The sequence below is a fragment of the Prosthecobacter sp. GW821-HT29F12 genome, assembly GCF_058803405.1.
Genome location: NZ_CM179517.1, coordinates 3,984,841 through 4,010,297 on the forward strand (window position 1 = coordinate 3,984,841; position 25,457 = coordinate 4,010,297).

The window sequence follows — 25,457 nt, forward strand, 5'->3', positions numbered from 1 at the left end:
ATGTGGTCGCCGCAAAAAATCACATCTTCATGCCTTTGCCCATGCCGAGTCCCTGCCCCATGCCGCCGCCGATCTTGTAGCCTTCCTCCTCCAGGCTCATGCGCACCGTTTTGACGCCGTCGTCCACACCTTTGCCCACGCTCCCGCCGATCTGGCCGCCCACTTGGGAGCCGATTTGATTGCCCACCTGGCCGCCCACTTGCCCACCAATCTGCTGCCCGATGCTGGCTCCCAAGGCATTTCCCACCACGGGCACGACGCTGCCCACAGCGCCGCCGATGGCTCCCCCGGCAGATTTGCCCACAGCCTGCCCGCCGGCCTTGCCCACGGCACCACCAATGCTGGAGCCAACTCCTTGACCCAGACCTTCGGCCATCCCGGGCTCCTCCCCCTCGCCACCGATGCCGCCGCCCAGGCCGCCCATGACACTGGCGACACCACCGCCGCCGCCACCGAGACCGCCTGCAAGACTGGCGATACCACCACCGGCACCTCCGCCCCCACCTGCCAAACTGGTCACGCTGCCAAGAAGATCTCCACCCAGGCCACCTGCCAGACTGGCGATACCACCACCGGCACCTCCGCCCCCACCCGCCAAACTGGTGACACTGCCAAGAAGATCACCACCACCGCCCATGCCGCCCACGCTGCTGAGGATATTGCCGGGACCACCGGAGTCGCCCCCTGCCCCACCAATGCTGCTGACCGCACCGTCCACCGCCGTGTCAGCCGCGCCGCCCACGGCTCCGCCCACCTGACCACCGACCTCGGAACCCACCTGGTTGCCGATCTGGCCGCCAATCTGACCGCCGACCTGCTGTCCCACGGCAGAGCCGACGGCATTGCCAATGACAGGCACGACGGTACCAATGGCACCACCGACAGCACTGCCAGCCGCCTTGCCGCCCGCCGTACCCACGGCTTTTCCAGCAGCACCACCCACTTGTGATCCGACGCCCTGGCCCAGGGACTCTCCGATTCCAGCTTCTTCTTGTTCTTCAGGCATATGGTTAAAGATTGAGTTTTTTAAGGAGCCACGTTGAGGGGTTGCTTGCCAAAGGAGTGCACGTGCGAAACAAGCACCGGCCCCAGCGAGTGCCCTTCCGGCAGATCCGCCATGACGTAGTAGTGCGTCCACAGCTTGCCCGCGTCGCGCTTGCCCACGCCTTCAGCCCAGAGACGCACCTCTTTGCCGGTCATCTCACGCGGCAGCCGCTTGATGTGGATGTTGGACTGGAACCAGCCTTTCTTGTCGTGATAGACCCAGAAGTGAACGCTTGTGGCCACCGGCAGCACATCGTCATCATTCAGGTAGGCAGGCTGCTGCGAGGCGCATCCGGCCAGCATCAGGGCGCAAAAAATCGTGAGGAGGTGCTTCATTTTCTAGATTTGGATTTCATCATTTCTTCGCCGCGCTTGCGCCAGGGCTCGCCCCATCGGTTGTAGGCATACAGCACCGGCAGGGCCAGGAACCCGGCCACCGCCGCCGCATTGCGCCCGGTGTACAGCGCACCGGCCATGAACAGCAGGGTGAAGGCATAGCGCCTCACCTCATTCCGGTGAGTGTGGTAGTGATCAAGTATCGATGACCAGGTGACCATGCTGGGCGACAAGGGTTCCGTTGGTTTGCTGGCCGCTGAGCAGCGCGTTGCGCAACGCCTCGCGGCAAAAAGTCTCCACCGTGCTGCGCATCCGGCGCACGCCGAGCCGGGGCTCCACTCCATTCGCCACCATGATCTCAAGCACGCCCTTGCCCGCCGTGAGATTGTAGCCCTTGGATTTCAGGAGCTTGAGCTCCTTGTTCAGCATGATCGTGGCGATTCGCTTCTGGGAATCGTAGCCGAGCTTTTGAAACACGCAGCGCACATTGAAACGTGCCAGCACTTCAGGCCGGAGCTCCGCCGCAGCCAGATCCTCAATGAAGCGCTCCACCGTGGCGATGGGGCTGTTCTTCAGCTCCATCAGCGCTTCAGCTCCGATGTTGGAAGTGGCCACAATGTAGAAGTTGCAGAGATTCAGCGTCTCCCCGTTGGCGACGGTGATGCGTCCTGCATCCAACACCTGAAGGAAGATGTCGAGCACACGCGGGTGTGCTTTTTCGATTTCGTCAAAGAGGATGAAGCCCCGCCCTTCAGCGCGGTCATAAAAGCGGCCAATGTTGCCCCGGCTGTTTTCATTCTGGCCCAGCAGGAGCTGGAGAGACTCCTGGTTCTGATACTCGGACATGTCGAGGCGGATGCAGTGCTTCTGCACATCACCAAAAATATGTTCACACAGCAGCAGGGTGGTTTCGGTTTTGCCGACACCAGTGGGACCAAGGAAAAGAAAGGTGCCCTTGGGGCGTCCAGGATCGCTCAGCCCCAGCTCACCGTTCTGCACGATGGGCACCACTTTGGGAATGACGTGCCCCTGCCCGATGATGCGTTCTTCGAGAAAGCCGGGAAGCGCCTGGATATGGGCTAGGTCAACAGGGGGCGTCATGGCACTATTTTTTTTGGAACAGTCCCTGGCTGGAGTTGCGGATGCGCAGCCGCTCGGCCTGCTCCAGTTCATCGATGCGTGTCTGCGCCTGCTTGAGCTGCTCACTGAGGGCGGTGCGTTCCTGAAGGGTTGTTTCGAGGAAGTCCTTGATGTCGGCCACGCCCTTTTCCGCCTGCTCAAACTCGCTCTTCTTCTTCATCAGTTGAGTGCGCAGTTGATCGAGATCCGTCATCGATTTGCGCAGGCTGATGGATTTGGCCGCAAGCGCCTCACGCTCTTGTTTGATCAGGGTGTCGTCCGGCATGTCCTTGCGGGCTGGATCAACGATGCCGAGCACGACACCGCGCGAATCCATCGGCGTGGCAGGCAGCCGCGTGTCCCAGCGCGCGGGCTGTTCCAACCGGTACACGGTGTGCGCCTCGTGCATTTCGCGGCGGTCCTTGCTGGGCAGTCGGCCAAGGTGGTAGGCATGCACCTGCTCTCCGAGACGGACGCGGGAAACATCATGCGGATCCAGTGAGCGGCCCTTAGGCCAGTCGGACAGCACGTTTCTGCTGTAGGTGGGGATGTAGGCCAGTTCAGGATCATCGGCCGGACGCACCAGAGGATCTTCAGAGAGTTTGACGCTGCTCGATTTACACGCTGTGAGAAGAGCGCACAGGATCAAGGCGGCACAGGGCAGGCTGGCTTCGAGAAGCTTGCGGTTCATGGTTTGCTGCTGCTGGGAGTGGGAGTTGTGGAAACGGCGGTGGGGCTTGCTGCGGTGTCCGAAGGCTTGGAGATGAGTGCGCGCACCTCCTGGATCTGATCAGCCGTCGCCTGCTGCTGGCGGTTTTTTTCGGCTTGTGCGTTCGCCACGGCGCTCTGCTGGCTCTGGGCGGCATTCTCCGCCTGGGCCTTGGCGTAGAGCTCCTCGTCGAGCTGCCAGCTGTTGATCGGCTGGTTCTTTTGTTTCAGTCCGGCGATGCTGGCCATCTCCGGCTCGAACACGTCTGTGGTGTAAATGTAGAACTGAGTGCCGGCGGCGACACGGACGAAATCAAGATCTTGGGCAAGCTGCGTGGTCAGGAGCTTCGAGTACGCGGATGCGGCCTGCGCACCACCGCCGAGCGCGGCGTTGGTCGTGTTGTTCTGCGGCACGAGTCCATAGATGCTTTGAAACTGCTGCCGGTTGTTGTTCATGATGCCCTGCAATGCTTCGGCGATGAGGATTTTCACCTGCGCGTATTGATCGTTTTGAACGATAACGCCTTTGATGCCGGCGGAGCCGTCGGTGATGGCATAGGTGTCATCACTGAGACGTTCGTGATCAAGGGCCACGCCACCGATGCTGTACTCTCGGCCATCCTCCCAAATGAAGGTGAAACCGCCTGCGACCTCGATGCGATCCCGGATGCGTCCTTTGCTGGCCTTGGCATGCACCTGCGTGCCGGCAGGAAGAACGAGCTGACGGTTCCAGTAAATGTCTTCCGTGACCAGGCCGAGCACCGGCGTCTGCAATGACGAAGAGTCCACAGTGATGACCAGCGCCGCCTTGATGAGGATGCCTCGCGGAGCGAAAAGCTTCGGCGTCGTCGGCACAAAGGGCTCAGAGACAGCATTGCTCACGTGCACCAGCTTGGGAAAGGGCGGCGGCTTGTCCGCTTTATTCTTCTGCGTGCCGGAGCTGGATGAAATCAGGCTTGGCGGCGCGGGCTTCTTCGGAGGAACGACGAAGCGCTCCACCTGCTGGTCACTGCCGATCATGGCCGTGCGCTTTTCCCCGAGGTTCACCGTCTTTGATTCGGCGACCAGCGTGACCTCGGCGGGTGGCTTGCCATCCTTGGTGGGTTTGGCCGTCGGCGGGGCGTTCACTGAAGCCGCAGGCTGCTTGCTGAAATAAAAGGCCACCCCGGCGATGGCGACCACCACAACGAGCAGCATCATCTGCACGGCCGGTTTCTGAAGTTGTTGCATCATGGCAGTGGGAGAAGTTCCGGGTTATTTGCCGTCAGCTGCGGCATCGAGTTCGGCGGCGTCCGCGCTGGAAAGCGGCGGCAGCAGCACCGGCTGACGCCCGGGTTCCGGCAGTTCGATGCGGAAATCCTGATTGATGGAAAGCCCTTCACGGCTCCCGCCCGGACCGCCCTGCAGCACCACATCCATGGCGACGCGCTGACCTGGGGCGACAGTGTTGGCGCAGTCAACCAACTGGCAGTCATAGCTGCGGCTACCGACACGCACCTTGGTGCCTGCAGGATCGAAATCGAACTCCTTGGCGCCGTTATTGGTCAGCCAGCAGCGGAAGACTGTGAGGTCCTTGGCCGGGCTGCGCTGGATCTCATAAATCGTGGTGACAAGATCCTTCGCGGTGGAGGTCATCATCAGTCCATTGCGCTCCTGCCAGCCAGCAAAAAGGCTCGGATTGAGCGGCTCCAGCGCCTTGCGATTGCGCACCTTGCTGAGCATGCCCACAAGTTCCTCCGCGTTGTATTGAATGCGGGACTCCACCACTTTTTCCTGCGTCACTTCCACTGCGCTATTGGTAGGTACCGGAGGGGAGACGATGACAGCAAGGTTGGCCTCATCCGCAGGAGTGAAACGCAGAAGGTAGATGTTGCGCGTGGTGCGCACCGTCGCGTGGCAGGGCTCACCGGGTTTGACGAGACGGACAACGAGCGTGTCCCCGATCACGTTCTCATAATGCACGATCCCCACCTTCGTGCTGGTCATCTGATTGACCTGCGCAGGATCGGTGACGAGGCCATAGCCCGTGAGCAGGCTGATCTTCTCCGGAAAGGTGATGGTCGTGGCGACATTGCTGTTGATGGCGATGTCGTGAACGAGGTTCTTGGGGTCCAGGCGCACAAGTTCCCGACCGGGCTGCACCTGCGCGGACACCTTGAGGGCCGCCGGGAAGACGCAAACGAGAAGAAGGCGAAGCCAGCTGGAAGTGCGTGAGTTCATGATTCGCTGATGGGCTCCAGGCTAAGTTTGCCCAAGGTCTCCACCTGCGAGGGGAAGCCTTTGTTGTCGTTGATGTTCGTGTTCTGATGCCAGAGAACGGTGAGCGTGAATCGGTAGGTCTCCTGCTTCTCCTTGCCGCTGAAAAAGCTGCGGCGGTGGATGAGTCCCGTGGTGACGGTCTTCACGCGGGTGTTGGTCGCCGCCTTGATCTCCGTTTTTTCCACAAGGGAGGTTTGGTCCACCTTCTGGCTCTGGAAGTACTTTTGCTCTTTCTGCACCTCCTTGCGGATCTCTGTCAGTCCCGGGGTCTCCTGCTTCTCATTTTCCCAGCACAGTTTGGCCAGGCGTTCCTCGTGGATCAGCCCCTGCGGATTGCGTTCCAGCAGGGTCTCCGCCAGTATGCTGCTCATCTGGATGTGCATGGGCGTCATCTCCATGTACACATTCCCCGGCGGCACGTAGTAGGCACCAGCGGTGTCCATGACCACAAATGGCGGGCGCTTCCTCAGCGTCTCGGACATGAGCATGACATAGCCCGCACAGGCCGCTCCCACCATGCAGGCCACGAGAAACCAAAACACGGCGGTGCGATCCCTGATGATCAGGGTGTCAATGGCGCTGCGCTTTTTCTCTTGCGGTGCTGACATGGGTCTGGGGATTACTCGATGTTGGAGGTTGCAGTGATGGAGTACTCGATGTTCGTGCAGACGAAGGGAAAGCGCCGGCTGTCCCGGAGGTTTTGATTCCTCTCCCACGTCTGCCGTGCCGTGACTGCGAAGGATTGATTGACCGCCTCATTGGTCGTGGGATCCAGACTCACCCGCACTAGCTGACCCTGCGCCACGGTTTCAGCTTCGCCATTGGGAAAGTGCTGCACACGCACCTGGCCCACTTCCATCACCTGATGAATGTGCCGGGTGTGAAAATCATAATACGATTCCTGCAGTTCTTTTTCCACCTGGTTCATGCCAGCGCCGGCATAAAGCAATCGAAGCCGCTCTCCTGTCAGAGCCCCCTTGGGTCCTCGGTTGAGGAACGTTTCAAGCGCGAGCCGCGCATGGTAGTCCACTAGCTCGTCCAGATCCTGCTGCTGCAAGGAACGATCCAGATAGACGAAGGATTTTTCGATCGGCACGTAAAGCATGCTGCCACGGCTGGACACCGCCACGTCATACACATACCAGCCGGTGATTGCCAGGCAGCCGCAGGCCACCATGAACCAGAAAAGCGCCAGCTTTTCCTTGGAGATAAAAATGTCAGCCACGCCTTTCATGTCATTCCCCTCCTGCCAGGCCTCCTATTTGATTGCCCACTCCGGTGACCGCGCCCGTGGCACCGCTGATCGCCGAAGATGCGGTGCTGCCGCCAGGCACCATCCCGACCACCGAACTCGCCACCGCTCCGCCCGCGCTCACACCACCCATCGCAGCACTGACCGCCTGACCCGCAAAGGCCGTGCCAATCTGCGCTCCGGAGAGGATGGCCTTCTGAATCAATCCCGGCGCCTTGAAGATCACAAACATGATCCAGATGGCCACCGCAATCACGAGCACAAAGATGCCGATGACCTCCACCCCAACGCCAAAGCCAGCGAGGTTCAGCGTGGCACAGATCATCGTGATGATATCAATGCCGATGGTCAGCAGTGCGTCCGAAAGCATGAGGCCGATCCCCCAGCCCAGCGGCCAGAAACAAATCCCTAGCAGTCCCATGAAATAGTTTTGGGCCGTCCCCTTGGTGTCTTCATACAACAGCATGCCGAAAAAGATCGGCGACGCCGCCGCACCGATGTACAAGGCCATGATCTGCACTTGATAGGCAAAGAAGAAAACCACATAGCAGATCAGGCCGATGATGATCATGCAGAACGCGGCAATGATGTTGGCGATGTAGTCGATGATCGCGAGCGGATCGATAATCAGCCCCATGAGAGAACTGGGATCGGTGTCGATGTCCATGTCGCTAAAACTGTCCCCAAAGTTTTCAAACAACCCGATGGGGTCCACTCCCAGTGAGGACAGCAGGTCGTCCGAAAGCGCCGTGCGCACATCCACCACAAGAAATTCCGGAAAAAAAGGCATGATGGAACACACCAGTCCCATGGTCAGTATCTGCCCGAAGGCCCCCTCGAAGCTGCCTCCCATGATCCCTTTGTAGGCAATCATCAGCAGTCCCAGAAAGGCGAGCGTGAAAGCGAAGATCTGCAGAGCATCAAAGATGTCCGCACAGGTGTTCTGCAGATCGGTGTAAAACGTGTCCATGAGACCGAACGCCCCGGCAAATCCCTGGCCGGCGGCAAGGATGGGCATGTTGTTCAGTGGGTTCATGGCGGCGTGTAAGGTGAAAAATCCGAAGGCCCCTTGTTACTTTTTACCCCAGCCCAGATTGCTGAAGGGGCTCGTCGTCGTCGAACCGGAGGCGGAAGATGAACCGCTGCCGGAACTGGAGCTGTTCTTGGCCGTTTCGGCGGTGTGCTTGCGCTCCAGATTGCGCTCTTCGGCTTTCGCCTTGGCTTCCACCTGCGCCTGCAGCTTCAGTTTTTCCATCAGCACGTCGTAGTCCAGCTTGCTCTTCGCCACATCGGCCTTGGCGCTGGCAATCAGGGCATCGGTGGTGCTGATCGCGGTCTGCAGCTTCAAGATGCTGGCCAGATCGGAGGCGGAGTTCAGCTGATCAAACAGCGCGGGGCGCTGCTCTTCGAGCGCAGTGATGCGCTCATCCGCCTCGCGGGATTTTTGCGCCAGCGCCTCCAGGTCACCACTGAGCGCACCTTGGAGTTTGTATAGCGAGGGATCACGGTTGGCAGTCTCGCCATCTTTGAAGGTAACCGTCGGATTGACGGCGGCGACGAGTCCGTAGGCTTTGTCGCCAAAGGCTTCCGCTCCCGTCGTGGCACGGATGCGGTCTTCCCGTGCCGCACCATTGGCGGCCGCCTGCGCAGATTTGGTGATGTCCTGTTTGATGAGATCCAGCAATGGCAGACTGACCGTGGCCGGATCTCCCATGCGAGTCAGCTGATCAGTCAGCGACTGCGACTGCTTCTGCGCCTCATCCAGCTGCTGTTGCAGCATGCTCATGATGCTCTGCGTGTTCGTGTTCGTCTGCTGGATGAGCGCGTTGTCGATGACTTCCTGCACCGGCGACTGGGCACCGGCGCTGTGGCTGAACAGAAACAGCCCGAGGGCGAAACATGCGGATGTTTTCATGATGTTGCTGTGGTGGGTGGGTGGATGGACAAAAGGCTTACTCAACGACTTCGATGACGACCTTGCGCGGCTCGACGAGCACGCCGTCCGTGGTCACATGCTCTGGCACGGGCACTTCGTAATAGCGGCGCTGCACACCGTCACCGCTGCTCGGGCGCTCGGCATCGCGCTTGAGCCAGTAGAGGTCCTTGATGGCATCGCTGCGGCCCTTGTTGTACCCGTCGAGATACTTCTGCCTCACCTCGTTCTGCGCCATGGAGTCGGAGATGGCACCGGCGGCATAGCCCGCGACGGCCCCGGAGATAAGACCAGCATGACTACTGAGACCGCCACCGCTCCCGCCGCTGGAACTGCTCGTCGTCGTCGTGGTGCCTCCTGTCGTGGAGGACGAACTGCTGCTGCCGTTGTTGTTGCTCTTGAGAAGGCGGTCGCCCACGATGGATCCGAGGATGCCACCGGTGGCGGCACCGACGAGCCCCTTGTTCACGCCGCCGCCCGCATTGGAGCACGCGGTGAGCAGCGAGGACATGCTCACAAGAAAGATGAGGATGGTCGTTTTCATTTCTTCGATTTGGCTTGGCTGAGAATCATCTTGTAGGCGTCGCCGCCGTAATTTTTGAGCTCGGCGTTCTGGCGTTCAAAGGCCTCCCCGGAGGTGGCGGAGGCCAGGATCATCTCCTTGGACGCCTGATGCCGGCCGATGGCGATGCGCGGCCGGCCGGTGGCCTCGTGGTAGTACACAAAGGAGCCATAAGGGTCGGACTTCATCTCCGAGGGATCTGGGAAACTCGTCACCTGCTTCTTGGTGATGGAGGGAATGCGGAAGCCTTCGCTCATGCTTTCCACATCGCGCTGGTCGGGCTGCTTGAGCATGAACATGATGCGCGAGTTGCCCACGACGGAGGAGCGCACCGGGTGGTCCTTGATGCGCTGGAACTGCTGAATGATCGAGAACACCCAGCAGGAATACTTGCGCATACGCTCATAGTACTCACGCGTGATGCGGTCCCCGTCCGGCATCGCGAGGAAGGCGGAAAGCTCCTCCAGGATGACGCGCTTGCGGGTGGAACGCGGGCGGCTCATGATTTCTTTGCGCAGGTCATTCGTGATGAGGAACGCGGCAACCGTGCGCAGCTCCTTGGCAGACTCGGGAATGTACGACAGCTCGAAGTGGACCACTTTGCCGCTCAGACTGACATTGTTCACACCATCCAAAATGGCCCCGTAGCGGCCGGTTCGACTCCACGGCTCCAGCAGCATGCGCAGCAGGCCGATGTCCGGGTGCGCACGCCGCTGCCGGCTTTCCAGATTCAGCAGCTCCACAAACTGGCTGTGCGTCGGCATGTCCTCCGCCTTCATCAGCGTGTAGGCCATGCTCATCAGGTCCCATTGGTTGCCCGGATTGTTCAGGAAATCTTCCAGCAGCCCGGGGTCCACCGCCATACGGTCGAATTCAGTGGCCATGGTGTCCCCCTCCATGAGGCTGGAGCGGAAATCCATCCACGCATCCGCCAGCACTGTGCCGCTGGGCATGCGTTTTTTGCGCCATTCGTCGGCCACCGCCACACGGCGTGCGGCCTCGGCACGGCCTTCGGCATTGTGGCTCGCCCAGGTTTCAAACTGGTCGATGTAGAGGCGTTCGATCTGCTTGGCCAGCAGCGCCTGGCGGATTCGGTCCTTGTCGATGTCCGGCGGAGGGCCGGCCATGAGATGCGCCACCGCTGTGGCACCACCGAGCTGGTCGGAGCTCAGCGGCAGACCACGCGTGTCGAAGTAATTGAACGTCAGATTCCCGTTCGGTTGTACGATGATCGGCTCGCAGCCATAGAGCCGCGTGAAGAGGTTGTAGGAAAGCCCTTCTTCCACGATCGCCGTGAAATCGTAATACGGCGCCGTCTGCGTGAGAAGGTCGATGGTGAAGACCGATTTCCCAGCACCTGACGCTCCGAACATGATGCCGTGCTCCGGACGCATCGCACCTTCCTTGCCAACGAAAGTCGTCGTTCCCACCAGCGCGCCGCGCGGGCCGTCGTAGATCGCCTCAGCTTCATCGAGGTCACCGGTCGGCGTGCTTGAAATGGGCAGCATGTCCGCGAGATTCACGTCCTCGACATACAGCTTAAAGTCGTTGTAGTTGGCCCAGCTCCAGCCGGGCATGCACAGTTGCCAGTAGTTGCGCACACTCGTCGGCAGCGTGGGCTCATAGGACTGCGCGCCGCCCAGTTTCAAAATGGAATTCCGAATCGCCGAGAGCTTGCTGGAGCACACATCCGCGTCCTTGTCCCACACGCGCACGATGAGGTGCATGCGGTAGGGCACCACTTCATTCGTGCTCAGGCGCCGGATACGGGTGCGCAGTTTCAGCAGCGTCGCTTCGAGGGAGGGCGTGATCTTGCCGCGCTCCAGTCGCGCGACCTTGCCTTCCGTGGCGATGCGGTCCTTCTCCACATCCCCGGCCTCAATGTTGGTGATGATCTGGTAGTCCAGGATGTCCAGCTGCGTGAGCGTGCGCATCATCCCGATGTAGGTGAACTTCGGCATGCTCTTCACCACGCAGATGCCCTGGTAGAAACCGTCCATCTTGAAGGTGGAGGAACCCATGCGCACCGGGGCCGCCTCGCTGTTGAAGCACATGTCGCAGACGGTCTTGCTCGGATCGTAGAGGTCTTCGAGCTTGAGCGCCTCGTTTTCAAACGCGCTCGGATTGAAGTAGCGGTAGAATGCCTCGAAGTGCTCCATGTCATTCATGGGCATCACGCGACCGCCGAGGCTGCCAAACTGCTGGCGCAGGGCCTCCTCCAGCTCACCCTGCTCGCGCTTGGCGGCCTGCAGAAGTTCTTCATAATACTGCCGCCCTCCGCCCATGGTCTTGCCCTGGATGCGTGAGGTAAAATAAAACTGCAGATGCTCGCGGCGCAGCTTGTGCTCGCGGATTTTTTTATCGTAGCGTTGGTAGCGCTCCTCACGCTGCCGGGTGGACCAGCGGTCCTGCGGCAGCTCCTCTGTCTTCTGGCGGTATCGTTCCAGCTCCTTGCGGTAGTCGCTGTCCACGCTCCATGACACTTGCAGCCTCAGTTCCGGTCGCACCATACGCAGCAGCACGCGCAGGTTGTCCTCCAGAGACATGAGCCAGCTGGCGTCCGTGTTCTCCGTGTCAGGCATTTCGATGTTATACCCCTTGCCGATGGCACCGCCACGCTGGAGCCCCCGATAGATGATGAGATCCTCGTCGAGGTAGGAATTGATGAACTTCGCCATCCGGGAGGATTAAATAGGAGGGTCTTTGGTGGGATCATCGACCCATGGCAGGGCGATGGGCTCCACCTTGTTTGGGGCGAAGTAGGGTGCTTTGGCGGCCTTGATAATGAGCCACTCAAACAGTTCCACATCGTAGGAGGGCGGCTTCCCCTGCTTCAATCCGAAGCAATAGAGCGAGACCAGCATCAGCGGCACTGAGGCCGCCAGGATGGCCACCGATATGTTGGCGTCCGGCGCATTGGCCATCTTTTGGAAGATCATCAGCGCCATGCCGAAGGCGAGGATAAACCACAGCGCGTTGGCCCCTTCGAAACCGGCGATGCCCTGCTGGGAATCGCGGCCTTCGTTGGTTTCGTGCAGTTTGACGCCTTGCTGTTCCATGGTCTGATCGCCGAAAAGTGACAACGGCCTCCCAGCCCTGATATGCCCATGCCGGGCACATCAGGGAGAGAGCTCCATTGCCAGGGAACTAGTTGCCCATGTCGATGGAATCCACGTCGCTGGAACCGCCTGCGGTGGAGAACATGACCTTGGTGATGATGAAGGCGAGACCACCGATGCCGGCGCCCACCAGCCCGTAAAGCACGCGCTCAGTGTTGCCCATCATGAACATGACCGCCGAGAAAAGCAGGCCGCCGAAGGCCAGCACCAGGCCGACGAGGTTGAGGATGTTGATGATGCCGCTGAACTTGCTGGTCAGGTCGCTGGAGGAGGCGGCGAGTGGCATCGTGAAGCGCAGGATGTTGGTGCCAAGAGTGGTGATGGCAATGGAGTTCATTTCTGTGGGTGATGAATAGTTTGATGTTTTGGAGTTCAGCTCGCGGCGCGTGAACACCGTCTGCTGGCCGTGTAGTAACCAAACCGCCGTCTGCTGTGACAGGATTTATTCGCCCCCCATGTTCCCGCGGCCTATTCCCGGCTCACCAAAGCATTGCGCAGAGCCGTCAGCTCCTCCTGCACCATCTCATCGGTCGGTGCGGCCAGCGTGCCAGCCACCAGATCCCGCATGATTTCCCGAAAACGTTTTCTCAAACGTGAGATGGACTGGCGCACGGCGTCATGGCTCATGCCCAGCCGCGCAGCGAGCTCGGCATCGTTCCCCGACCCCGCCAGGGTCGGATCCAGCCTGGGGCGCAGAAGTTGAAACTGATCCTTCTTGCCCGCCGCTTCCTGCTCCTGAGCCAGTTGCTCCACCGTTGCCTCAATGATGCGCAAAGCACACATGCGCTGGTAGATCATCTCAGGAGTACGATGGTCCGGTGGCTGAATGGAAAGTTCATCCTCCGCCTGCGAAGCTTCAATGGACAAGATCTCTTTGCCCCCGCCGCGTTTCAGCGCCGAGGCCTGCCGCTGCCAGTGCTTGATATGCCGGCTGAAAGCCGTGAGAAGATAGTTCCGCATCTTGCCCAGCGCCGCGTCTGCCGTGGTAAATAAAGCTTTTTCTAATACGAAACTAAAGAAACTCTGCGTCAGATCTTCTGCATCCGCCGGAGACAGCCCTTGAAAGCGCGCATACGAGTAAATTGGACGCCAATAGATCTTGCACAATTCGTCCAGCGCCAGCCGACCTTTGCCCACGTCCCCCCCTTCGCGCAGGGCCAGCACCATGCTCCAGCGAGTGACTGGGAAAGCACCATGATGAGTTGGAGGAGTCTTGGCCATGCACTGTTATCTGAGAGCACTTTTTTACGCTCTTGAAACTCTGGAAGTCGAAAAAAATCAGTCACACAAAGACGGCTGTTCGGATAACTCAGGCATGTCACTGCCTCAACTTCTCTTGCACGCCCGAGCGCGGTCTCAAACTCTGCAAATATTCTCCTGCGAAATCCCTGACTGATGAGTGCCACTTCACCCGGACCGGATGCCGGTGACAACTCCCACACTCAGGCAAGATCTTCCGTATTGCAGGGTCTCAATCCCGTCGGCCTCATGGAAGGCGTGCTTGGCGGTCAGGCCACAGACTGGGAGCCGCCGCTCGCGGAAGAACTCGAGTCCTGCTTCCCCGGTTACACTGATTTCCGCTTCATTGATCGCGGTGGCATGGGTGCCGTTTACTCCGCCATGCAAAATTCTCTCGAGCGCCGTGTGGCGGTGAAGATCCTGCCACCGGACCTCGGCAAGGATGCGCTCTTCGTGGACGGATTTCATCGTGAGGCACGCCTGCTGGCCCGGCTGCAGCATCCAAACATCGTCGCGGTGTATGATTTTGGCCGCAATGCCCTCGGGCACCTGTTCATCGTGATGGAGTACGTGCATGGCACCTCGCTCTTTGAAATCCTGAAGCAGGAGCAGCTGCCCCTTCCCCGCGTTCTGGAAATCATCGCCCAGGTGTGTGAAGGACTGCAGTTCGCCCATGACCACGGCGTCATTCACCGCGACATCAAGCCCACAAACATCCTCATCGACGGACGCAACAGCGTGCGCGTGGCGGACTTCGGCCTGGCCAAGCTGGTGAAGGCGGAATCCACCACCACGGCACAGACCCGCAGTTCCCTCATCATGGGCACCCCCGTCTATGCCGCGCCAGAACAGCGCCGGCCGAATGCTTCGGTCGATCACCGCGTGGACATTTTCAGCGTGGGCGTCACGCTCTATGAAATGATCACCGGCCACTTTCCGGTCGGCGTCTTTGAGCCCCCCTCCAAAAAAGCCGGCAGCCCTCCTGCACTGGATAAGATCATCACCAAAGCGCTGCGCGAAAGTCCGGCTGACCGCTACCAAAACGCTGCAGAGCTCAAGAAAGCCATCAAACAGGCCTCCGACCGCATCACCCAGCCTGCTATCCAGCGCACCATCGTCAAGCGGCCGATCATTTCCATGATGACCACCGTCATCGTCACCACCGGGTTCATCTATTTGTTCGACGAAGTGAACAAGCAGGTGCTGCAAAAAATGCGCCCGGCAGAAGCACCGCTGCTCCAAAACGTCGCTGTGGTCCCTCTGAACAGCACCTTCTCCCTCCTCAATGGCCGCATGACATGGCTTCAGGCGCAGGCCAAGGTGAAGAACATGCCCGATGTCGAACTGGCCAGCGTACACTCCGCATCAGAACTGGCAGAGCTGAGCCAGTTGTTCGATGAGCATGGCATCCACTCCGACGTCTGGACCGGCGGCATGCAGGCGGAAACGGGCGCTCCCTTTTCGTGGTCGGACGGCAGCCCCTGGGACTTCGAAGCCTGGATGCCTGCCGCCGCTGAACCACCCGCGGTCGTCACCGAAGTCCAGCCGAAAAACAGCGGCACCCTGCGCACCGCCCTTGGCGACACCCCGGACTGGATCGAAGTTCACAACCCGGGCTCTCAGCCTGTCGATCTGACGGGCTGGAAACTCATCCACTACAAAGACCGTCAGCTTTTTGAGGACCGTCTCGGTGCCAACATGAAGCCCGGAGCTGCGGGTCTGGTGCTGGCCCCCGGCGAATACCGCGTCATCTTTTGCAGCGCCATTTCAGAAGACGAAGCAGGCCGCCCTCAGTTCCACTTTCGGTTGGAGGCCGAGCACGGCCGCATCGGCTGGGCCGATCCCCGAGGTCGCGTGATCCAGATGTTCAGCGCCTCCTGGAACAACTTCCCAACCGACTCTTCCATCACCTCCGACCCCGGCGGGCAGACTTGGGGAATAAGCTCCAAGCCCAGCCCCGGCCAGCCCAACCCCCCGCCTGCACGCCAGCTCAAACTCGGCGCAACTCCAAAACCCGAACGGCAGGCCGTCATGCTACTCCCCCAGTTCGGTGGCCGCTGGACCACCAGCCCTCTGGATCGCCTGGCGCTGCCGCTCATCCGCCACAAGAAAAAGTAGGCCCCTCAGCCCCCACTATTCTGGCGGGGGAGGGTTTGCCGTGTGGTTGCACAGCTTTAAATTCAGCGGTTAGCCAGATCCACCAGCTTGTCATTCATGTCACGCATGCGCTTGGAAAGGCAGGTGGTGATGCGGGTCAGAAGTCGGTAGGCCACCTTCGGATTGGCCGCGTGCAGACGCTCCAAGCTGTCACGTGTGATGAGCCAGACTTCAGCCTCGGATCCCGCACGTACCGTCGCGCTGGCCGGACCGGGGTCGAAGATGCTCACCTCGCCCAGCGAATCACCAGCTTCCAGCACTGCCACCACCTGATCAGCGCCATCCACCTCCTGCAGCACTTCCAGCTTCCCTTTCAGCACCAGATAGAGATGGTCATTTTCATCCCCCTGACGGATGACGACATCGCCCGGCTGGTAGGAGCGCGAGTCTCCAAAGCTGGAGAGCAGCGTGAGTTCGTTGGCATTAAAGTTGGCTAGAAGCGGAGTGAGGGACGGCATGGTTGGTTGATTTTTACTACGGTCAGAGAGTTCTTGGAGACGAGTGGTTATCGGACTGGATCACTTCCACCAGTCAGGAATCTTCCCGGCGCCATCCATGGCGGGAATGCGCATGCGGACTTTCTTTTTGGACGGGTGGATGATCCAGGCGGTGGCGTCCGGCATCTTCATGAGCTCGCCGGGCTGCACTTCGTAGTCCCATTCTTTGTTCACGGTCTTGCTGCTGTCTTTGCCCAGGAAGCCGGAGGATTTGGAAACTTTCTTCGTCTCCACCTTCGCAATGAATTCCGCTACCGCCTGCGCCCCTTCTGGGTCCGGCTGACGGAACGCGATTCGCGAGCGGCAGTTCAGTGTGAGCACCTGCGCGGTTTCCTTGCCGAGCACGGGGAACAGCGAGGCATCACTCTGCATGCCCAGGATGAGGCAGCAGTTTGCCGCACGCAGTCGGTCGATCACGTTGTGGTCGGAAATACCATCCTCACTCGCCGTGGCCAGCGCCTGAAACTCATCCATCAGCGCGATGAGCAGGTTCTCCGTCTTGCGTTCCTTCTTCGGCTTGTCGAAACGCATCATCGCATGCGTGTAGAACAGCAGCTTGATGTAGGTGTTGATGTAACGGCGCTCGGTCTGGAAGGTCTGCGGCATGGCCGTGCAGAACACGCGGCCTTTGTCCACATCGGTGATATCGATGGTGTTGGGCAGGTCGGAGCAGAAGATCTCCGCGATGTCCGGATGCGTGAAGAAGCCCAGCATTACCTTCAGCGTGCCCACGAGTCCTTCTTTCTGTTCTGCCGCCTGCGCATTCAGGAAGGTCTGATCAAAATACTTCGCCAGCTTGATGCGCTCCGGCGTGCTCTCCGCATCCAGCAGTTCGTTGAAGAGCGCCTCCATGTTCGACTTGTCCGTGAGGAACTCGTAGGCACGCAGCACGTTCACCGGCTTGCCCAGAGTTTCCAGCAGCTCAAACGCGCAGGTCAGCGCCTGCTGTGCCGCCGGTTTGAAGAAGGAAGATTGCTCCCCTTCCGTTAACGAGGCCCCCGTATCGACGAGGTTCTTCGCATGCGTGGTGTAAGGCAGCCGCGGATCTGAGACGAGATTGTAGCGCTCCTTGGGCTGCCATTTGCGGTCCAGTCGGTCCGGACGCACCATCAGCACGCACACCGCCTCCGGCCTCCCATGGCCGGTGAAGTGTTCCAGCGCAAAGAAATGCTCGTCCCCCTTGGCCCCGAGGATGAGTCCACCCCAGTTAGGCCGGCTCACGCTGATCTGGTGCAGCAGCGGATTGAAGCCCGAGGTCGTCTTGCCCACTCCCGTGTCTCCCGTGATCAGCCAATGCCGCGTGAACTCCCCCGGCAGCCACTTGAGATTCTTGTACTTCACAATGTAGTCCTTCTTCGAAAAATCCGGCTGCCACTTCAGCAGCACCAGCGCCCCCAGCACACATAAGAAGGCCACCCCTCCCGTGACTTCATTGATGCTGTCATACTGAAACACATACCAGATGCCAAAGGTGGCGATGCCGACGGCGACGAGGAATTTGAGAAATGAAAACATGCTTGGAGAGGCGCTGCGTGGTGCTAGCCCGTCAGCGCTGATTTGTGACGCCATTTTCGCCCGTGTGTCACAGTTTGAAATGCGGCGGCTAATTTCAGGCTGATTACCCCCATCTACGCCATGCCCATTCCGAAGCCGCCCACCCCTCTTAACTTCGACACTTTTCACATGGCTTCGAATCCCGACGCCATCGCAGGAGTACAGGCCAACGAAACATTCATGCTCACCGGTCTCGATGGAGCGGCGCTGGGCAAAGGCGGGGAAACCGTGGGGTTTGCCAAGTACCAGTTTGATGGGCAGAAACTTGTGACATCCACCGCCGAAAGCCTGCGGTTGCCCGGAGTCATCGCCGGCATCAACCAGGCCAGCGGTGAACTGACGGCCGCCCTCGCCCAGGCGGCAGAGGGAAATGACAACGCTGAGGAACTGCAGACCAAGATGTCGGCTGCCGTGACAGCACTCAAAAGCGGCCTCCCTGCAGCAGATCGCGATGGCGTGGACGCCATGAATCCCCAGCAGGTGCTCGCAGCCATGCAGGCTGCGCTGCCTGGTCTGGAACAGCGCAGCCAGGAAGCCGCGGCAGCCTCCGCAGCCCTCGGCAAGGTGGAAGGAGCCGCCGTCGATTTGTTCGATCCTGGACTTCCGACTCCCGCAGACCGTGGCCTGCTGGCTCGCAGCGTGGCCTCCAGTCAGGTGGACCAGCTTCTTGGCACGAACATTCTGGCTGAAGAAACGTTCGGAGTGACCAGGGAGGGCGATGTCGTCGGCGTGAGCATTCAAGGCGACGGAGCAGGCATCACCGGCACCTACCGCTTCAACGAAGGCGGGGAGAAAAAGGATTACAGCCTCAAGGTGGATTTGAAAAATCCCACACTCCAACGTGGCCTCGCGGACTTGGAGGCCGTGGACTATCTCACCGGCCAGATTGACCGCCATTGCGGCAACATGTTTGTGGACCAGAACAACAAGGTCACCGGCATCGACAACGACCTGGCCTTCCCAGAGCGCAGCCTCGAAGAAACCACCCAGGGCATGCCCAAGGGCATGCGCGCGAAAGTAGTGGGAAAGATGCCGCAGCAGATGCATCAGGAGACCGCTCAAAAAATCCTGGCCCTGGACCCGGACACCCTGCGCGAAACGCTCAAAAACATGCCCGCGCCGGACAAGATCAGCAAGCTCAGCGATGCCGCCATCGAGAGCGCATGCGGCCGTCTGGTGCAGATGCAAAACGAACTCAAGCAGCCAGGGGGAGCCATCAAGGTGGTGGCTGAGTTCAACGATGACACCTACAACGCGGCCATGGCTGCCCAGCAGGCCCAGGTGCAGGCAAAATTGGGCGGCAACATTGAGGACACGGACGTCGATAACGCCGCCAATCTCTCAGATGTGCCGAAAACCTCCTATCTCGGTGCCGTGGCGATCCAGACCAAACGCTACGAACTCAACGCCCAGCAGGTCCCGGGGAACTTCCTCGTGCGTGACCAGAACACCGCGCCCCAAGCCCCGCGTAATGCCGAGGCGGCCATCTATGCCAAGCAGCTTGAGGTCGCCAAGCAGGCCATGACAAGCAATCCCGCCTTCATCTCTCATCTCGGCGCGGATGCACAGCAGGCGCAGGCCATCACCCGGGAGCTCAAGGAACTGAAGGACAAGGTGGCCCATTACGAAAAAGAGCAGGCCGGCCTGCAGAAGAACAAGCTAGGCTCTCTCGTCCGCAGTCTCGCCAGCGGAGGAACGGCCAAGCGCCAGGAATTTTATGGCGAAAAGAAATTCGAGGCCATGCAGCGCATCGGCCAGTTGCAAAAGCAGCTGGACACCATCGCCGAAAATGCCTTGAGCAACGAGCTCAAGACGGACGCACGCGCCTACGCTCGTGAGGCGGTGGCCAGTCATGCTGCGAAGAATCAGCCTGTCGCGGCGCAGAACAACGCCGTGCAGAATCAGCCCGTCGCGGTCCAGCCAAATCCTGCCCTCGCAGGCATGGTCCCGAACCACCCCGCTCCACCTCCCCCCGGCCAGTTCAATCATCCTCCGCCCTCAGACATGGCGCCCGCAGTCCCCAATCAGGACAATCTGGCCCAGGGCAACGACCAGCCCAAGGCGGCCAAGGCCAGGATCGCCGCCAAGAGCAAGGAAGGAGATCTCACCGTCAAGGCTGCCGACGACGAGTTGGTAGTCTCTGATCTGGAGGAGCTCGACGCCGATGTGGAGGTGGAAGTCGAAGTGCAAAAGGAAGGTCTGGCCAAAGCTCCCAGCGTGGCCGAGATGCTCAAACGCACCAACAGCGCTCCCCAGCTGGGCGGTCACAAAGCGGCCCAAGGAGTTGGCGGAGAAGAGCCCAAACCCGCAGGCAACAGCCTCCGTGCCAGCGGCAGCTGGCAGGCAGCCAAGCCTTCCGGGCCAAAGCCCGGAGGAAATTCCCTCACCAGCTCCCATCTTTGATTCCGCTCCGGCTCTTTGGGGCCCGTCATGTCACGCCGCGGCCACCGCATGCATGCGGTGGCAGGGGGGCGTCATGGGGTATGGCACGGCCTTTCCAAAGGGCTCCATTTCTTCTGCTCCTTGTCACATGGCATGGAGAAGTCGGCTACTTCGGTCCATGGAACACACTACCCAACCCAGCACCCCTTCACCCAAGCGTCTCTTGCTTGCCTTCATGCTCCTCCTCTTCGGCGCAGGCTGCCTCTTCCTGCTCTACCTGTGGTGGACACCACCCCTGAAAATGAACCGCAGCAAGGAGGTTACGAACAACGCACCCACACCGCCAGAACACTCGCGTTCAGACTATTCGGAAACCTCGGTGATGCGCGACCAATGCCGCAAAATCATCAGCGCCCTGCGTGACTTCCACTCGCACCAGCACGGCTACCCTTTGCCAGTCGGAACTGCGTTCGATGAGAAGACTGTCTATCCCATCAATCAGGCCATGGTCGCCGCCATTGCCGGTGTTGATGAGGGATTGAACCCCTCACAGGTCAATTACTTCAAACCTTGGGATCTCTCCGCCAAGACCCTGAAAGAACTCAAAGCCGCTCACTTCTTCGTCAGCTTTGACTTCAATGGCGACGGTCGCATTCCCAACCCTGCAGCACCTGACAAGAACATCCAGCAGGATGTCCTCGTCTGGCATGCCGGCAAAGACGGCAATCCCTCCACCTGGGAGGACAACGTTTTCGCCTGGCTCGCCGAGTAGCTCGCATAAATCCTCTAATAAAACCGCCCACCAAGCGGTCAAACCACCTCCCGCTACAGTAAAAGTTAAATGACACTCCTGTTCACCGGCATAAATTAGCGCCTCGCTCAATTCTCGTTTCATGGACATCCCCCCCTCCAGCAGTCCGGCAGCAGGCGCGGCAGAAGATTTTGATCAAACGATCAAGGTCCGCACTCCGGCGGCAGGCGCTGTCTATTTCAATCGCTACCGCCTGTCCCGCGTTCTGGGCCGTGGCGGCATGGGCGTCGTGTGGCTGGCTGACGACCTAAAACTTGAGAGGCCCGTGGCTCTGAAGTTTCTCCCCAGCCTCATTGGTCTCGATCCCTCAGCGGTCAAAGAACTCAAAACCGAGACCCGTCGTGGCCTCGAGCTTTCCCATCCAAACATCGTCCGCATCTACGACTTTGTGGACGATGAGGATGAGGCCGCCATCTCGATGGAGTTTGTGGATGGCAAAACGCTTTCCGAACTGCGTGCCACCACCGACCATGGAGTCTTCACCACTGAGCAGGTGGCCAAATGGCTCCCCGGCGTCTGCGAGGCGCTCGATTACGCGCACTTTCAGCGCAAGGTCGTCCACCGCGACCTCAAGCCCTCCAACATCATGGCCATGAGCCTGGATGACACGGCCAAGATCGCCGACTTCGGCATCGCCCGCAGCATCTCGGACACCATGCAGAGGCTCTCCATTTCCCAGCTCGGAGTCAGCGGCACCCTGCCCTACATGAGCCCGCAGCAGGCCATGGGAGAGCGCCCCGCCCCCACCGATGACGTGTACTCCCTCGGTGCCACGATCTATGAACTGCTCTCCGGCAAGCCGCCCTTTTATCGCGGAGACATCCCTTCCCAGCTCACCTCCAAAATCCCCTCCACCATGGGTGAAAGGCGTGAAGAGCTGGAGATCAAGGCCAGCGACCGCATCCCCAAGGAGTGGGAGGCCGTCATCGCCGCCTGTCTTCACAAAGATCCAAATCTGCGCCCGCCCAGCGCTGGCAAGCTCCTCGAGCTGCTCGGCTTAAAATCCAATACCAACGTCACCACCCAGCCCTTCATCCAGCCGAAGGTCCAGCACAAAAGCCGCACCCCGGTCTATGCCGCCGCTGCCGTGGCGGTGCTCGCAGCCGGTGCCGCGTTTTATTTTAAATCCACCACTCCCCAGCCTGCTCCTGCCGTGACGGCAGCACCTGCGGCTCCAACGCCGGACGCTGCCCCGCCCCCCTCCGATCCTGCTGCGCCAATGCTGGCGGCTGCACCTGCTGCTCCGGCGCCGGCGGTCGTCACTCCAGTCACACCTCCGGCAATTCCGGTGGCACCACCTCCTGCAACTCCTATGACGGCGGCAACACCACCCGCTCCTCCGGTGCCACCGGTGACGCAGGACATGCCTGCACCCGCACAACCTGCGATCGCCGCTGCACAGCCTCCTGCTACGATGATCCAGCCTCCCGTCTCGGAGCCCCCGGAAGGATTCTGGTCCATCGACCGCATTTTCCCTACCCCACCGCAAACCACCTACTCTGAGGCTGGTCGCCGTCACCTGCTCTATGAAGTGCAGCGCATTCTGAAAGAGAAGTCCCTCTACAGCTCCACCCAAGATGGCAAGGAGGGCAAAGGCACGCACAACGCCATCATTCTCTACCAGGCCAAAAACGGACTCCTTCCCAATGGCCTGCTCGATGGCCCCACCCTTGCCTCCCTGGCTTTGATGGACAAGCCTGATGAGCCGCAATGGAAGTCGCCTTCGTCATCCGTGGCCGGTTCCTCCTCCCGCAGAAAGTCCGCCCCCAAGGAAGAGCCCAATTTGTTTCAGCGTGCCGGCAAATCCATCGGCCGCTTCTTCAACCGGGACTAAAGTGCGCCGCTCGCCGCGGCAGCACTTCGTCACCCCCGCGCAGAGGCGGTGGTTGGCCGTGCAGCCTTCCACTCCTCCAGCCTGCGCTCCCACTCCGCCAGTTCGTGTTCGTCAGCCACGGGCGAATTCGCCTCCGCAGCCAGTTTCCAAAAGCTGATGAAGCTCACAAAAATGAGCCGTTCCTTCTCCGGTGGCCGTCCCGAGGAAGGTTTGTCGAACCACCCATCGGCGGCCGTTTCATACTCGGCCAGCGCTGCGGCAAAATCACTGCGGGCCGTGAGCAGATCTCCCAGACGCCTGTGCAGTTCCAGCAAACGCCAGTTCTCGGCTTTGGTCTTGCTGACTTCAGCAATCGCATCGCGCAAGACCGCCTCCGACTCACGAAACTGGCGCTTGATCCTCAGCGTTTCGCTCAGCGCGATCCAGGCGTCCGCCAGCCGCGATTCATGCCCTGCAGACTGTGCCATGGCCAGCACTCGCCGCGCAGCTTCCTCACCACCGGGGCACCCGGAAACCTTGCAGGCCAGCGTGGCATGTAAAATCAGGGCGTTAAGCAGTCGCGAGTAATCACCGCCGGCTTGCTCTTCACAAACTCGAATACGTTCGGCAGATGCCACCAGCGTCTGCTTGTAATGCTCCGGCCTGCCCGTCAGGTCCGCCATCATGGACATGAGATAAACCCGCGGGTCCGCCGTGCTGTCGTCAGCAGGCAGGATATCGAGAGCACGCTGCAGGACGGTCACGGCCTCAGTCTTGCGGCCTGCGAACTTCAGAATTTCCGCATGATCCCGCATCCACACGGCTTTCTCCGCAGGGTCGGAGTCATCCTTTGCAGCCACCACTTCGGCCATCAGCGCCGCCGCATCCTGCCGCTGGCCGCAGCGCGAAAGCGCCCGCGCCAGTTCCTTGCGCACCCGCAGGATTTGATCGCGCACCTGCCCCTGGTTTATCGGCAGCGTCTGGTAACCTGCCAGCGCCTCACGCAGGGCCTTCACCGCCTTTTCCGGCTCACCCTCTCCTAAATACCTCCATCCCAAGGTGTACAGGGCATGCAGTGCGGCCTCAGAATTCTCTCCCTCGGTCTGTTTCAGCAGTTCCCACTGGCGCTGCAGCCAGGGCTGAGCACGCGCGGACTCTTCCAGCGCCATATAGAGATGGGCCAGTTGCTCCGCGAGCTGCGCTTCAGCTCGGGGCTGTTGCGCAAACCGCGCCATGCCCTCGGCATATTCGTCTGCCAGCTTGCGCAGCAGCTGCGTGTTCATGCCTGCGCTCACATGCTTGCGCGCGTTGTTGATCAGGTCTTTCAGCTGTGCGCCGACCTGCAGCGCTAGGTCAGCCTTGCTCCGCGCCTCCAGCATCTGGCGCTGCACCTCCTGCCGCTGTACTTCCTCCCGCTCCAGCGCCCACCAGGTGGCCACCATGCCTCCAGCCAGTGACACCGCCACCGCCGCCGCTGTGCTCACCGCACCGCGATTTCTCACCAGCCATTTTTTAAGTTGATACGTGATTCCAGGCGGCCCGGCGGACACGGGCTCATCGCGCAGGTAGTGCTGCACATCCTCCGCCAGATTCAGCACCGTGGGGTACCGCAACTCACGGTTCTTCTGCAAAGCCCGCAGCGCGATCCAGTCCAGTTCACCGCGCAGTTCCCGTGAGAGTGCTCTGGCATTGGAACAAACCGGCTTCGGCAGCCGCAGCACACGCTGGCTGGGCATTTCGGTTTCGTTGTGGCGCACCTGCTCCAGCAGTTCGGGCAGCGGCGGTTCATGGCCCTCTTCAGCGGGAATCGGCGTTGTACCCGTCAGCAGTTCATACAACAGCACCCCCAGTGCATACACGTCCGTACGGATGTCCACATCCTCGCCGTTCAGTTTGGCCTGCTCAGGACTCATGTAGCGCGGAGTCCCCAGCACCATGCCGCACAGGGTCGCATCCTCTCTTCCTGCCAGATCACCTTCCAGCGCCTTGGCGATCCCAAAATCAATCACTTTCACCAGCGGCCGGCCATCCACTTCCACCACCATCACATTCGAGGGCTTCAGATCCCGGTGCAGAATGCCGCGCTGATGCGCATGCTGCACTGCCATGCACGCCTGCACAAAGATTTCCAGCCGTTCCCTCACCGGCAGCTTCCGCTTCTGGCACCACAGCGTGACGGCGGCGCCTGACACCACCTCCATCACAAAATACGTTCTCCCATCCGGCAGTTCTCCCGCATCAAATATGGCGGCGATGTTCGGATGCTCCATCCGCGCCAGCACCTGATGCTCCCGCTCAAACCGTGCCGCCACCGGCTGCGTCAGCAGTCCAGGGCGGACGATCTTGATCGCCACATCCCGCTTCACCGGCTCCGTCTGCTCGGCACGCCACACCTGTCCCGTTCCACCTTCACCAAGAACAGAGCGCAGAATGTAGCGCCCCCCGATGATCTCCCCGGCCTGCTCAGGACTCTGCAGACACTTCGGGTCCATGGAGTCCATGGTCGTCACGTCGGCCATGGCCAGATCAAACAACCCGGCTTCAGACTTGCGGTTGGGAGGTGTTTCGCTCGTGGTGGCCATGCGGTTCCGGTTCAAAGAGTGCGTTGCGGTAGCTCAAATGTCATCGACATCATACGCAATGAATGCCGATGTTCACCAGTTGTGCTCTAG

At 60.2% G+C, this 25,457-nt stretch carries 23 protein-coding genes; 4 read left to right on the forward strand and 19 right to left on the reverse strand.

Features of this window, described 5'->3' with window-relative positions:
• Window positions 1-19: 19 nt before the first annotated feature.
• The 16 genes from AC3RLQ_RS16460 to AC3RLQ_RS16535 all read right to left on the reverse strand — a co-directional run bounded on the left by AC3RLQ_RS16460 (window position 20) and on the right by AC3RLQ_RS16535 (window position 13,553).
• Window positions 20-1,006 carry a hypothetical protein gene (locus AC3RLQ_RS16460; RefSeq protein ID WP_493029772.1) on the reverse strand — a complete coding sequence of 329 codons (987 nt, stop codon included), beginning with the start codon at window positions 1,004-1,006 and terminating at the stop codon, window positions 20-22.
• Window positions 1,007-1,026: 20 nt separating this feature from the next.
• The gene (locus tag AC3RLQ_RS16465; RefSeq protein WP_493029773.1) at window positions 1,027-1,380 is read right to left on the reverse strand and encodes a hypothetical protein; all 354 of its coding nucleotides are present in this window, start codon (window positions 1,378-1,380) and stop codon (window positions 1,027-1,029) included.
• Window positions 1,377-1,601, reverse strand: coding sequence for a hypothetical protein (locus AC3RLQ_RS16470; RefSeq protein WP_493029774.1), 225 nt, complete (start codon window positions 1,599-1,601; stop codon window positions 1,377-1,379). Before AC3RLQ_RS16470 ends, AC3RLQ_RS16465 begins: the two co-directional genes overlap by 4 nt.
• On the reverse strand, window positions 1,576-2,481 hold the full coding sequence (locus tag AC3RLQ_RS16475) for an AAA family ATPase (protein WP_422323588.1): 906 nt from the start codon (window positions 2,479-2,481) through the stop codon (window positions 1,576-1,578). Before AC3RLQ_RS16475 ends, AC3RLQ_RS16470 begins: the two co-directional genes overlap by 26 nt.
• 4 nt (window positions 2,482-2,485) lie before the next feature.
• On the reverse strand, window positions 2,486-3,190 hold the full coding sequence (locus tag AC3RLQ_RS16480) for a hypothetical protein (protein ID WP_493029775.1): 705 nt from the start codon (window positions 3,188-3,190) through the stop codon (window positions 2,486-2,488).
• Window positions 3,187-4,440, reverse strand: a complete 1,254-nt coding sequence (locus AC3RLQ_RS16485) for a TrbI/VirB10 family protein (RefSeq protein ID WP_493029776.1) — start codon at window positions 4,438-4,440, stop codon at window positions 3,187-3,189. Before AC3RLQ_RS16485 ends, AC3RLQ_RS16480 begins: the two co-directional genes overlap by 4 nt.
• A 21-nt stretch (window positions 4,441-4,461) precedes the next feature.
• Entirely contained in the window at window positions 4,462-5,427 is a 966-nt protein-coding gene (locus AC3RLQ_RS16490; protein ID WP_493029777.1) for a hypothetical protein, read from the reverse strand.
• Window positions 5,424-6,074 carry a hypothetical protein gene (locus tag AC3RLQ_RS16495; protein WP_493029778.1) on the reverse strand — a complete coding sequence of 217 codons (651 nt, stop codon included), beginning with the start codon at window positions 6,072-6,074 and terminating at the stop codon, window positions 5,424-5,426. Before AC3RLQ_RS16495 ends, AC3RLQ_RS16490 begins: the two co-directional genes overlap by 4 nt.
• Before the next feature lie 11 nt (window positions 6,075-6,085).
• Window positions 6,086-6,691, reverse strand: coding sequence for a hypothetical protein (locus AC3RLQ_RS16500; RefSeq protein ID WP_493029779.1), 606 nt, complete (start codon window positions 6,689-6,691; stop codon window positions 6,086-6,088).
• A 10-nt stretch (window positions 6,692-6,701) separates the two neighbouring features.
• Entirely contained in the window at window positions 6,702-7,736 is a 1,035-nt protein-coding gene (locus AC3RLQ_RS16505) for a hypothetical protein (RefSeq protein ID WP_493029780.1), read from the reverse strand.
• A 54-nt stretch (window positions 7,737-7,790) separates the two neighbouring features.
• Window positions 7,791-8,633: a hypothetical protein gene (locus AC3RLQ_RS16510; RefSeq protein WP_493029781.1), complete on the reverse strand. Its 843-nt coding sequence runs from the start codon at window positions 8,631-8,633 to the stop codon at window positions 7,791-7,793.
• Window positions 8,634-8,670: 37 nt separating this feature from the next.
• Window positions 8,671-9,195: a hypothetical protein gene (locus AC3RLQ_RS16515; protein WP_493029782.1), complete on the reverse strand. Its 525-nt coding sequence runs from the start codon at window positions 9,193-9,195 to the stop codon at window positions 8,671-8,673.
• Window positions 9,192-11,891 (reverse strand): TraG/VirB4 family ATPase, encoded by a 2,700-nt coding sequence (locus AC3RLQ_RS16520; protein WP_493029783.1) that lies wholly within the window; start codon window positions 11,889-11,891, stop codon window positions 9,192-9,194. Before AC3RLQ_RS16520 ends, AC3RLQ_RS16515 begins: the two co-directional genes overlap by 4 nt.
• A gap of 9 nt (window positions 11,892-11,900) precedes the next feature.
• On the reverse strand, window positions 11,901-12,272 hold the full coding sequence (locus AC3RLQ_RS16525) for a hypothetical protein (protein ID WP_493029784.1): 372 nt from the start codon (window positions 12,270-12,272) through the stop codon (window positions 11,901-11,903).
• 88 nt (window positions 12,273-12,360) lie between these two features.
• Window positions 12,361-12,669: a hypothetical protein gene (locus AC3RLQ_RS16530; RefSeq protein WP_397381395.1), complete on the reverse strand. Its 309-nt coding sequence runs from the start codon at window positions 12,667-12,669 to the stop codon at window positions 12,361-12,363.
• A 131-nt stretch (window positions 12,670-12,800) separates the two neighbouring features.
• On the reverse strand, window positions 12,801-13,553 hold the full coding sequence (locus tag AC3RLQ_RS16535) for an RNA polymerase sigma factor (RefSeq protein WP_493029785.1): 753 nt from the start codon (window positions 13,551-13,553) through the stop codon (window positions 12,801-12,803).
• Window positions 13,554-13,727: 174 nt separating this feature from the next.
• Here AC3RLQ_RS16535 and AC3RLQ_RS16540 point away from each other — a divergent pair, with 174 nt between their 5' ends.
• Window positions 13,728-15,689, forward strand: a complete 1,962-nt coding sequence (locus AC3RLQ_RS16540) for a protein kinase domain-containing protein (protein WP_493029786.1) — start codon at window positions 13,728-13,730, stop codon at window positions 15,687-15,689.
• Between the two features lie 62 nt (window positions 15,690-15,751).
• Here AC3RLQ_RS16540 and AC3RLQ_RS16545 read toward each other — a convergent pair whose 3' ends face one another.
• Both AC3RLQ_RS16545 and AC3RLQ_RS16550 read right to left on the reverse strand, forming a co-directional pair.
• A complete protein-coding gene (locus AC3RLQ_RS16545) occupies window positions 15,752-16,186 on the reverse strand; it encodes a cyclic nucleotide-binding domain-containing protein (RefSeq protein ID WP_493029787.1) in 435 nt (144 codons plus the stop codon).
• A gap of 60 nt (window positions 16,187-16,246) precedes the next feature.
• Window positions 16,247-17,740 carry a type IV secretory system conjugative DNA transfer family protein gene (locus AC3RLQ_RS16550; RefSeq protein WP_493029788.1) on the reverse strand — a complete coding sequence of 498 codons (1,494 nt, stop codon included), beginning with the start codon at window positions 17,738-17,740 and terminating at the stop codon, window positions 16,247-16,249.
• Between the two features lie 120 nt (window positions 17,741-17,860).
• Between AC3RLQ_RS16550 and AC3RLQ_RS16555 the strand changes: the two genes are divergently transcribed.
• The 3 genes from AC3RLQ_RS16555 (at window position 17,861) to AC3RLQ_RS16565 (ending at window position 22,806) form a co-directional block, all read left to right on the forward strand.
• The gene (locus AC3RLQ_RS16555; RefSeq protein ID WP_493029789.1) at window positions 17,861-20,182 is read left to right on the forward strand and encodes a hypothetical protein; all 2,322 of its coding nucleotides are present in this window, start codon (window positions 17,861-17,863) and stop codon (window positions 20,180-20,182) included.
• Window positions 20,183-20,339: 157 nt separating this feature from the next.
• Window positions 20,340-20,933 (forward strand): hypothetical protein, encoded by a 594-nt coding sequence (locus AC3RLQ_RS16560; RefSeq protein ID WP_493029790.1) that lies wholly within the window; start codon window positions 20,340-20,342, stop codon window positions 20,931-20,933.
• A 121-nt stretch (window positions 20,934-21,054) separates the two neighbouring features.
• Window positions 21,055-22,806, forward strand: a complete 1,752-nt coding sequence (locus AC3RLQ_RS16565) for a serine/threonine-protein kinase (RefSeq protein ID WP_493029791.1) — start codon at window positions 21,055-21,057, stop codon at window positions 22,804-22,806.
• A 29-nt stretch (window positions 22,807-22,835) separates the two neighbouring features.
• Here the strand turns inward: AC3RLQ_RS16565 and AC3RLQ_RS16570 are convergent, their stop codons facing one another.
• Window positions 22,836-25,367, reverse strand: coding sequence for a serine/threonine-protein kinase (locus tag AC3RLQ_RS16570; RefSeq protein WP_493029792.1), 2,532 nt, complete (start codon window positions 25,365-25,367; stop codon window positions 22,836-22,838).
• Window positions 25,368-25,457: the final 90 nt, after the last annotated feature.